Annotated in this window: 9 protein-coding genes and 2 pseudogenes; 6 read left to right on the forward strand and 5 right to left on the reverse strand. The window is 44.5% G+C overall.

Annotated elements, in window-relative coordinates; genetic code table 11:
• Positions 1-72: 72 nt before the first annotated feature.
• A pseudogene (locus MTX11_RS15895) lies at positions 73-221 on the reverse strand (LexA family protein); the annotation flags it as partial.
• Between the two features lie 167 nt (positions 222-388).
• Between MTX11_RS15895 and arsC the strand changes: the two are divergent.
• From arsC to MTX11_RS15925, 6 genes are all read left to right on the forward strand, one after another.
• Complete coding sequence (gene arsC, locus MTX11_RS15900) at positions 389-823, forward strand: arsenate reductase (glutaredoxin) (RefSeq protein ID WP_243475562.1); 435 nt, start codon at positions 389-391, stop codon at positions 821-823.
• Between the two features lie 208 nt (positions 824-1,031).
• Positions 1,032-1,352: a metalloregulator ArsR/SmtB family transcription factor gene (locus MTX11_RS15905; protein WP_004646559.1), complete on the forward strand. Its 321-nt coding sequence runs from the start codon at positions 1,032-1,034 to the stop codon at positions 1,350-1,352.
• A 6-nt stretch (positions 1,353-1,358) separates the two neighbouring features.
• Positions 1,359-1,832 (forward strand): arsenate reductase ArsC, encoded by a 474-nt coding sequence (locus MTX11_RS15910; protein WP_004280165.1) that lies wholly within the window; start codon positions 1,359-1,361, stop codon positions 1,830-1,832.
• A 5-nt stretch (positions 1,833-1,837) separates the two neighbouring features.
• A complete protein-coding gene (arsB, locus tag MTX11_RS15915) occupies positions 1,838-2,878 on the forward strand; it encodes an ACR3 family arsenite efflux transporter (protein ID WP_004280164.1) in 1,041 nt (346 codons plus the stop codon).
• Positions 2,879-2,882: 4 nt separating this feature from the next.
• Positions 2,883-3,587 (forward strand): arsenical resistance protein ArsH, encoded by a 705-nt coding sequence (gene arsH / locus MTX11_RS15920; RefSeq protein ID WP_004280163.1) that lies wholly within the window; start codon positions 2,883-2,885, stop codon positions 3,585-3,587.
• A gap of 141 nt (positions 3,588-3,728) precedes the next feature.
• Entirely contained in the window at positions 3,729-4,790 is a 1,062-nt protein-coding gene (locus MTX11_RS15925) for an ArsO family NAD(P)H-dependent flavin-containing monooxygenase (RefSeq protein ID WP_004646562.1), read from the forward strand.
• Positions 4,791-4,904: 114 nt separating this feature from the next.
• On the opposite strand, the gene MTX11_RS15930 is transcribed toward MTX11_RS15925, so the two are convergent.
• The 4 genes and pseudogenes from MTX11_RS15930 to MTX11_RS15945 all read right to left on the reverse strand — a co-directional run bounded on the left by MTX11_RS15930 (position 4,905) and on the right by MTX11_RS15945 (position 8,539).
• On the reverse strand, positions 4,905-5,888 hold the full coding sequence (locus MTX11_RS15930; RefSeq protein WP_004280160.1) for a potassium channel family protein: 984 nt from the start codon (positions 5,886-5,888) through the stop codon (positions 4,905-4,907).
• Between the two features lie 174 nt (positions 5,889-6,062).
• A pseudogene (locus MTX11_RS15935) lies at positions 6,063-6,209 on the reverse strand (IS5/IS1182 family transposase); the annotation flags it as partial.
• A 283-nt stretch (positions 6,210-6,492) separates the two neighbouring features.
• Positions 6,493-7,872 carry a sensor histidine kinase gene (locus tag MTX11_RS15940; protein WP_243475563.1) on the reverse strand — a complete coding sequence of 460 codons (1,380 nt, stop codon included), beginning with the start codon at positions 7,870-7,872 and terminating at the stop codon, positions 6,493-6,495.
• On the reverse strand, positions 7,865-8,539 hold the full coding sequence (locus MTX11_RS15945) for a response regulator (RefSeq protein ID WP_243475564.1): 675 nt from the start codon (positions 8,537-8,539) through the stop codon (positions 7,865-7,867). The genes MTX11_RS15940 and MTX11_RS15945 overlap by 8 nt, the downstream gene beginning before the upstream one ends.
• Between the last annotated feature and the right edge of the window lie 5 nt (positions 8,540-8,544).

Genomic DNA, 8,544 nt, shown 5'->3' on the forward strand with positions numbered 1-8,544 from the left:
TCTTGAATCTCCAAAGATTAAAGTTACGTTATCTTTAGAGGGACGTGCTGTCCATTATTTTGTCTAGGATCAAATATTTGGCTTGAACTCTGGACTTAGAGCCTGAAGATATCTTTTTCCATTTGTCTCAATAACTAATTTTTGAAAGTAGCATCATCACCGTAACGAACCATAATAATGTCATCAGATTGCATGTCTCCGTAATAAGCATCCAGATCAACTGGACTGCTCCCAGTATCCTAGACATAAGACAGCCTCATTTTGAAACTGTTTCCAATGGTTTTAGAGTCCTCATCTCAGATTTTATTCATAAAGCACATATATTTTATATTGCGAATATGCGTATATTCATATATAAAACTATGATTCATTGATAAGAGGGAAGCTCATGAATCAAATGCCAAAAGTCCAAATTTATCATAACCCGGCCTGTGGCACCTCACGCAATACGCTGGCGTTAATTCGCAATGCGGGAATTGAGCCGGAAGTGATCGAATATCTGCTTACGCCACCCTCGAAAGATCAGCTGGTCAACATGATTCGGGATGCCGGTTTGACGGTTCGTGAAGTGCTCCGTAAAAATGTCGATCCCTACACCGAGCTGAATCTGGATGATGCCGGCTGGAGCGATGAGAAACTGCTGGATACCATGCTGCAACATCCGATCCTGATCAATCGCCCGTTGGTGGTTACCGAGTTTGGAACCCGATTATGCCGTCCATCGGAAGTGGTACTGGATATTCTGCGTTTGCCACAATTAAAAGCCTTTGCCAAAGAAGACGGTGAAATCATCGTGGATGAACGGGGCAATCGGGTAAAATAAAGTGTCCCCCCATGCGAAAAAGCTTCAACTTGATTGGAGCTTTTTTATCTGAAAAACACATTGACGATGATCTATATCGGAAAAAGCGGGAAATTGTTCAAGCGAGCGCTTTCTGGTAGGCATATTCTGATCTGGATATCATTTTTGACAGGTCATCTTTACCATATATATGGATATGTGTATATTTGCATAAAAAATGGGAGCAATTATGGACCACGTTCAGTTTTTTAAATGTTTATCTGATGAAACACGTCTCAGTATTGTCCTGCTAATTGCACAAAACAAAGAGCAATGCGTCTGTGATCTGACCGATAAACTGCAGTTAAGCCAGCCGAAAATTTCACGTCATCTGGCCTTGTTACGTTCTTGTGGTTTACTCAACGATCGTCGGCAAAGCCAGTGGGTGTACTACAGCATTAATCAGCAATTGCCGGCCTGGTGTTTTGAAATTCTGGACGTGCTAAAAGCTAGTGAGGTTCCGGTTTTATTTGATTCTTCCGCTCTATCGATTCAGAGCCATTGCGAGTAAGTTTTCATGAAATTTTTGTTTTTATGTACGGGGAACAGTTGCCGCAGCATTCTCTCTGAAGTGTTGTTCAATAGCCGTGCGCCAGAAGGCTGGGTCGCTTACAGTGCCGGCAGCAAACCTTCCGGTCAGGTGCATCCCTTGACGCTTGAAACCCTGCACAATCTGGGCTTGTCGACTGAAGGCTTATCCAGCAAAAGCATTGATGCCTGTGAACAGTATCAGCCAGACGTGGTGATTACCGTCTGTGATGCGGCTGCACAGGAAGCGTGTCCTCTTTATCTTGGCGGAGCGATCAAGGCGCACTGGGGCCTGTCTGATCCGTCCCATTTAGAGGTGGATAAAGAAGAAAAAATGAAAGCCTTTATGAGCACTGTTGAACATATCAATCGTCGCTTGGATGCTTTGTTTAAACTTAACGTAAATGAGCTTTCTCGCTCGCAATTGATTGCAGCGATTAATCAAATTTCGAATGTTGAGTAAGTCACATGTCTGAAAAACGCATGTCCTTTTTAGATCGCAACCTGACGCTCTGGATTTTTATTGCCATGGCGTTAGGCATCGCCATAGGAAACTTTTTTCCTCAAGCATCGGTTGCTCTGGATCAATTCAGTATTAATTCAGTCAATATTCCAATCGCGATTGGTCTGATTCTGATGATGTATCCACCCCTGGCAAAAGTGGATTATGCGACCTTGCCGCAAGTGTTTAAGGATAAGAAAACCCTGACGCTATCTTTAATTCAAAACTGGTTGATTGCTCCGGTACTGATGTTTGCGTTGGCTGTGATTTTTTTGCATAGCTATCCAGAGTATATGACAGGCGTGATCCTGATTGGTTTAGCTCGATGTATCGCCATGGTACTGGTGTGGAATGGTCTGGCCTGTGGTGATAACCAATATGTTGCAGCATTGGTGGCGTTTAACAGTATTTTCCAGATTTTATTCTTCAGTACCTATGCCTGGTTATTCCTGACCTTCCTTCCGCCATATTTTGGTATTGAAGCTCAAGTGATCAATCTTAGCTTCTGGACCATTACCCATGCTGTTCTGGTTTATCTTGGAATTCCGTTCTTATTGGGTTTCTTAACGCGCTTAATTTTGGTGAAACAAAAAGGCGTAGAATGGTATCAAAACAAGTTCATTCCAAAAATCAGCCCGCTGAGTTTGATGGCTTTGCTGTTTACGATTTTGGCGATGTTTAGCTTAAAAGGAGGTGATGTCGTAAGTCTTCCACTGGAAGTTTTACGCATCGCGATTCCTTTAATCATTTACTTTGTGGCCATGTTCTTTATTAGCTTCTTTATGAGTAAATGGATGGGCAATGATTATCCAAAAACTGCTGCAATCTCATTTACTGCGGCTGGAAATAATTTTGAATTATCACTTGCAGTCGCTATTGCAACTTTTGGTATCGCTTCGCCAGTTGCTTTTACCACGATTATTGGGCCATTGGTTGAAGTACCTGTGTTAATTGCTTTAGTGAGTGTTTCACTGTGGCTAAGAAAGAAATATTTTAAAGAGGCTTGATCCGATGAACCTGCCTAACGTAGATCCAAATCTTATTGAACAACCCACCTTTGAAAAAGTCCAAGCCAAAGAACTAGCTCATCCTCCTCGGATTTTACTGCTCTATGGGTCTAATCGGGAACGTTCTTACAGTCGCCTTGCAGTTCTTGAAGCTGGTCGAATCCTTGAATATTTTGGGGCAGAAGTAAAAATCTTCCATCCGAAAGGGCTACCTTTACCGGAAGATGCTGATACTGAACATCCAAAAGTAAAAGAACTGCATGAGCTTCTGGCATGGGCTGAAGGTATGGTGTGGTGTTCACCGGAACGCCATGGTTCTATGAGTTCCATCTTTAAATCGCAGATTGACTGGATTCCTCTGGCAGGGGGTGCAATTCGTGCCACTCAGGGAAAAACCCTTGCCTTGATGCAAGTCAGTGGGGGATCACAGTCCTTTAATAGTCTGAACCAGATGCGTGTTTTGGGGCGTTGGATGCGGATGATCACGATTCCAAATCAGTCTTCAATTCCAAAAGCATTCCTGGAATTTGAAGAAGATGGACGAATGAAGCCATCAGCATTCTATGACCGGATTGTCGATGTGATGGAAGAACTGTATAAGTTTACTTTACTAACCCGTGGGCAAAGTGCTTATTTGACCAACCGTTATTCGGAACGCAAGGAATCGGCTGAAGAGCTTTCCAAACGGGTAAATCAGCGTAGTTTATAAATTCTAGGTGATCAGAGAGACTGAAAAGTATCTTGAGCAATGGAAGGCTAATTTAAACGCTTGAAAATTTTATGAAATACGCCCAGTCTGATAAGCAGGCTGGGTTTTTATTTGATGACAATAAAGAAGGGGGGAAATATTTTGGCTCAATTACAAGCTGAAGTTGATGTGATCATCATCGGTGGTGGACAGGCCGGTTTGTCCACGGCTTATTTCTTAAAGCGTAAGAACATTCCGTTTATCATCCTAGATGATCAGCCTCAGCCTGGAGGTGCCTGGCAGCATGCCTGGGAGTCCTTGCGCCTTTTCTCCCCGAATAGCTGGAGTTCGCTGTCAGGCTGGATGATGCCGGCGACCGAACAGACCTATCCGACCCGCAATGAGGTGATCGATTATTTGACCGCCTATGAGCAGCGCTATCACTTTCCTGTAGTTCGTCCGGTGCGTGTGGAACGCGTGGAAAGTAAGGGCCAGTATTTAGAGGTTTATGCCGGGGAACAATCCTGGAAAGCCAAAGCGGTGGTAAGCGCTACAGGGACATGGAGCCAACCATTTATTCCCGAGTATGCCGGCCGTGAGCATTTTCAGGGCGTACAACTGCATTCCGCAGATTATAAAAATGCTGAGTTATTTAAAACCAAGAAAGTCATGGTGGTGGGTGGCGGTAACTCTGGTGCACAAATCTTGGCAGAAGTATCTCAGGTGGCCGAAACGCTTTGGATCACCCAGACACCGCCGCAGTTTCTGGCAGATGATGTCGATGGCCGTGTCCTGTTCTTAAGGGCGACTGAGCGCCTGAAAGCCCAGCAGGAAGGTAGAAAGATTGAGCAGCCCATTGGGGGGTTGGGTGATATTGTCATGATTGATTCAGTTAAAGATGCACGTGAGCGAGGCATTTTGCAGAGCAGGCGTCCATTTTCAGCTTTTACAGAACATGGCGTGATTTGGGAAGATGGCAGCACAGCGCATGTGGATGTGGTGATCTGGTGTACAGGATTTAAGGCGGCGCTGAATCACCTCAGCAGCCTCGGAATTATCCAGCCGGACCAGACCATTGCGGTTCAGAATGGCCGCTCTGTTCAGGTACCAAATTTATGGCTGGTGGGCTATGGAGAATGGACCGGTGCTGCTTCGGCCACGCTGGTCGGGGTTTCCCGGACAGCTCGGGCAGTAGCGGAAGACATCGCTGCATTTTTGGCCTGAGAGGATTTGATCCTGATTCAGTCGAGTGGATTGAGTGAATAGTATCTGTCTGCAACGAGCGTCATACCCGATGGTCTGATGCTCGTGATGATACGCTTGCATTGACGTTCGAATTTAATCAGGTAACTTATGCCCACAATGTGGACAGAAGAAATATTTGTTTTTTTCCTGCTCGAGTTGTTCTTTCTTACGCTCATGAATAAGTTCTAACAGGATATCCTGCATTTGTTCTTTGCTCAGTCCGACTTCTTTACGTAAAATTTCAATTTTTTCTTGATCTTCAATTAAGTCAATTTCTGCATCATCGAGCAGTTCACGAAATCTTAATTCCAGTTTGTGCTTGCGCTGTCTCAGCTCATTGGCCAGACCATTTGCCAGAATACCCGCAGGAAGCGCTGCCAGACCCACCCCTAAAATAGTAATTAAAGCCCCTAGAAAGCGGCCTAAGGGGGTGATTGGTGTCACATCGCCATAGCCGACCGTGGTCAGTGTCACCACTGCCCACCACATGGATGCAGGGATGGAGCTAAAGACTTCTGGTTGAGCCTTATTTTCAACCACATATACTCCAGCCGCCGCGATGATGATCATGATCAGCAGGATAAAAATAACCGCCTGAAATGAGCCCTTTTCGCGCTTGATCACCCGCAATAAAATCTGCAGGGAGACGAAATAACGGGTTAATTTGAGTAATCTGAATAATCGAAGGATTCGCAGGAAGCGTAAATCGAGATGCACAAAGAAGTTAATATAGGCCGGGAGAATCGCCAACAGGTCAATGATGGCACCGCCACTACGGATCCATAACCATCGGTTTTTCCATGCACCTTCAAAGGGGTCTTTTTCCGCAATGGCCCAAAATCTTAATAAATATTCCAGGGTAAAAATAAAGATCGAGAATAATTCAAAGGCATCAAACAGCAGCTGATAGGATTGATAGAGGTCATTGATTGATTCAAGTAAAACGGCAGCAGTATTCCCAATAATCAATATAATCAGAAATATATTGATGACGCGACTTAAGATGCTTTCGTGTTCTTCATTATGCAAATTGTCATAAATAAATCTGCGAAGCTTATACCAGGCCTTGAATTCCATAACAGTGCATTACGGTGCGATAAGATGCTTTGAGTTTAGCGCAAGCCCGGCCATCGAAAGGAAATTTTTAAAAAATTAATCAGAACTGTGGGGTGGTGATTATCCTGGATTTTTAGGGCTAAAGCGAGTGTGCACGACTCTAAAATCCCCAAAGCATTCTGGTAAATCTCACTACGGAATACTTGAACGATACCGATACAATACTGCTTCAACAAATACCCTGTTGTCTTTGGCAGTTACTCAAACAGTACTTGCTCGTCCGGGCAACAGATCCTTAATCTGTTCCCACTGATCATCTCTTAATGCATAGCGTTTAGTCATGAAAAAATAATGAGGACAGATTAGATTTTCTTAAGCTAATTGGTGACAGGCCTAGTTGCATCAAGTGATCTTTTTTCTCTGGCATTTTTGTTTTCATAGAGGGGTCTTATTATTTTTATACCTGTTTCTATGCTAAAAATTAAAAGTGCGTTGTGATCGCCTGATCATAAACTTGAGAATACAGAGAAGGTTTTTGTTGAAGAAAAAGTTATTTGTATAAACAAAGGAAGTGATTTGAATTGGTGATATCTTTATTGGATGTTGAAAAGTAAGAATTTTTATTTCAAAAAATCTCTAGGGTTTTCGATTGTATTGAATTGATTTCAATGCGAAGCCCATAGGGCTGTCGGGCATTGAAAGAGAGCTGATAGCCATACTGTTTTAACAGGTTAGCGGTCAATGCCAGTCCTAAACCATGGCCGTGCTGCTGAGCAGATTTGCGCCAGAAGCGTTGTCCTAAATGTTGGATATCCTGTGCTGTCAGTTGCTGTCCATCATCTTCAATCACTAGGCAACCAGACTGCATGGAAATCCAGATATGGGCAGCCTGTGCATGCAGCAGGGCATTTTCAAGCAGATTTTTCAGTACGGTATACAGCACAAATTCAGGCAGCTGAATTTCGCCCAAGTTGTCCCAGTTTACTTGTATTTTTTTGTTCATTTCTGGATAGCGTGTACCTAAGTCTGCAAGAACTTTCTCAAGTGTGGGGCGAAGCCAGATGGCCTCAGGCATTGCCTGGATACTGTTTTCTGATTGGGTCAGCAATAAAAGCTGCTCGAGTAACAGCGTATAACGCCGGATACTCTCATTGGCCTGCTGCAAACTATGCTGAATGGATTCAGGCAGGTGCTGCTGCTGACCGATCAGCTGGGCCAGTTGTACATGGGTTTTAATTGCAGTCAGGGGACTGCGTAATTCATGTGCAGCATAGGCACTAAAGGCTTTCTCCTGTTGCAGACTGTCATTGAGTTTTTGAATCAACTGCGTGGAATTGTTGACAAAAGGCTGTACTTCTTGGGGAATACTTGCAGGCTTGAGCTGCATTAAAAAATCTGCCACCTCTGAATAGCTAAGGTTTTTCTGGTTCAGGTATTGACTGAGCTGATCCAAAGACCGGAACTGTCTGCGGATAATAAAGATGATCAGGGCAATACAGATCAGCAGTGAGAAGACCAAGGGAATCAGTACGGACTGCAGAATCTGCTGTAGTAAGGTATCCCTCAAGAACATACGTTCTGCTGCCACCACCTGAATATCGCCACGACGCAGAACATAACTGCGCCATTCCGTATCACCCTGTTGCCAAGTGCTGAATCCTTCTGGTCGCTGGCTTAAATTTTGGGGAGCACCGCGTGTTTTGGCGATCACCTGATTGCCTAACGAGAGGTCAGAGCTAAAAAGAGAGACTTCACAGACAATTAACTGGTTTGCATCATCATTCTTGGCTAATTTGGATAAGGTTGCATCCCCCAGACTATCCAGCGGTAACTGCTGAATCAGCCGCGCAACCATTTGCGCAGATGCCGATAAGCGTTGATCCAGCGTGTCTTGTAAACGCTGTTTAAGGTCAATATACAGCCATGAAAATACCGCACTCCACAGCACAATAAACACGGCCAAAAGACTCATGACCAGACGCCATTTCAAGCTGTGACTAAACATGACGATGCTCAAACGGTTTGAAAATATATCCCACACCGCGAACGGTTTGAATCAAGTCTGGATGCAGTTTTTGTCTCAGGTGATAAATGTGTACATTCAGGGCATTGCTCTCGATAGCGTCCTGAAAACCATAGAGCTTATCAATAAGCTGTTCATTTTTCAGGATCTGATTGGGGTGGCTCATCAGGGTTTCCAGCAGGCTGAATTTACGGCGAGATAAATTCACGGCCTGGTCTTGATAGGTCACAGTCTGGATATCCCGGTTTAGAACCAGTTCATCAAATTGCAGGGTATTCGAGGCAAAGCCGCGGTGGCGACGGGTGAGGGCATGAATCCGGGCAATCAGCTCCTCCAGTTCAAAGGGTTTGGTCAGGTAGTCATCGGCACCAGCATTCAGGGCCTGGACACACTGATCGGTCCGTAGCCGCGCCGTCAATACCAGTACCGGGAGATCAATCTGGTCGCGTCGCCAGCTATGCAACAACTCCAGGCCATCCTGACCCGGCAGGCCTAAATCCAGTAAACACAAATCGACTGCACTATGCCGGATAAAATAATCTACAGCACGTGCGTGACTGACATGCTCCACTGAAAAATTCAGATAGTTCAGAGCAGCACAAATGCTCTGTGCGATATAGGGATCATCCTCAACCAATACAATAAACATAGAAC

This window comes from Acinetobacter lwoffii (genome assembly GCF_022809915.1).
GTDB lineage: Bacteria > Pseudomonadota > Gammaproteobacteria > Pseudomonadales > Moraxellaceae > Acinetobacter > Acinetobacter lwoffii_M.

Bases quoted from the DNA above. Each gene is read 5' to 3' on its own strand.
- arsC (WP_243475562.1), top strand. From the start codon at position 389: ATGAATCAAATGCCAAAAGTCCAAATTTATCATAACCCGGCCTGTGGC.
- arsH (WP_004280163.1), top strand. From the start codon at position 2,883: ATGAACCTGCCTAACGTAGATCCAAATCTTATTGAACAACCCACCTTT.
- MTX11_RS15905 (WP_004646559.1), top strand. From the start codon at position 1,032: ATGGACCACGTTCAGTTTTTTAAATGTTTATCTGATGAAACACGTCTC.
- arsB (WP_004280164.1), top strand. From the start codon at position 1,838: ATGTCTGAAAAACGCATGTCCTTTTTAGATCGCAACCTGACGCTCTGG.
- MTX11_RS15910 (WP_004280165.1), top strand. From the start codon at position 1,359: ATGAAATTTTTGTTTTTATGTACGGGGAACAGTTGCCGCAGCATTCTC.
- MTX11_RS15930 (WP_004280160.1), bottom strand. From the start codon at position 5,888: ATGGAATTCAAGGCCTGGTATAAGCTTCGCAGATTTATTTATGACAAT.
- MTX11_RS15945 (WP_243475564.1), bottom strand. From the start codon at position 8,539: ATGTTTATTGTATTGGTTGAGGATGATCCCTATATCGCACAGAGCATT.
- MTX11_RS15940 (WP_243475563.1), bottom strand. From the start codon at position 7,872: ATGTTTAGTCACAGCTTGAAATGGCGTCTGGTCATGAGTCTTTTGGCC.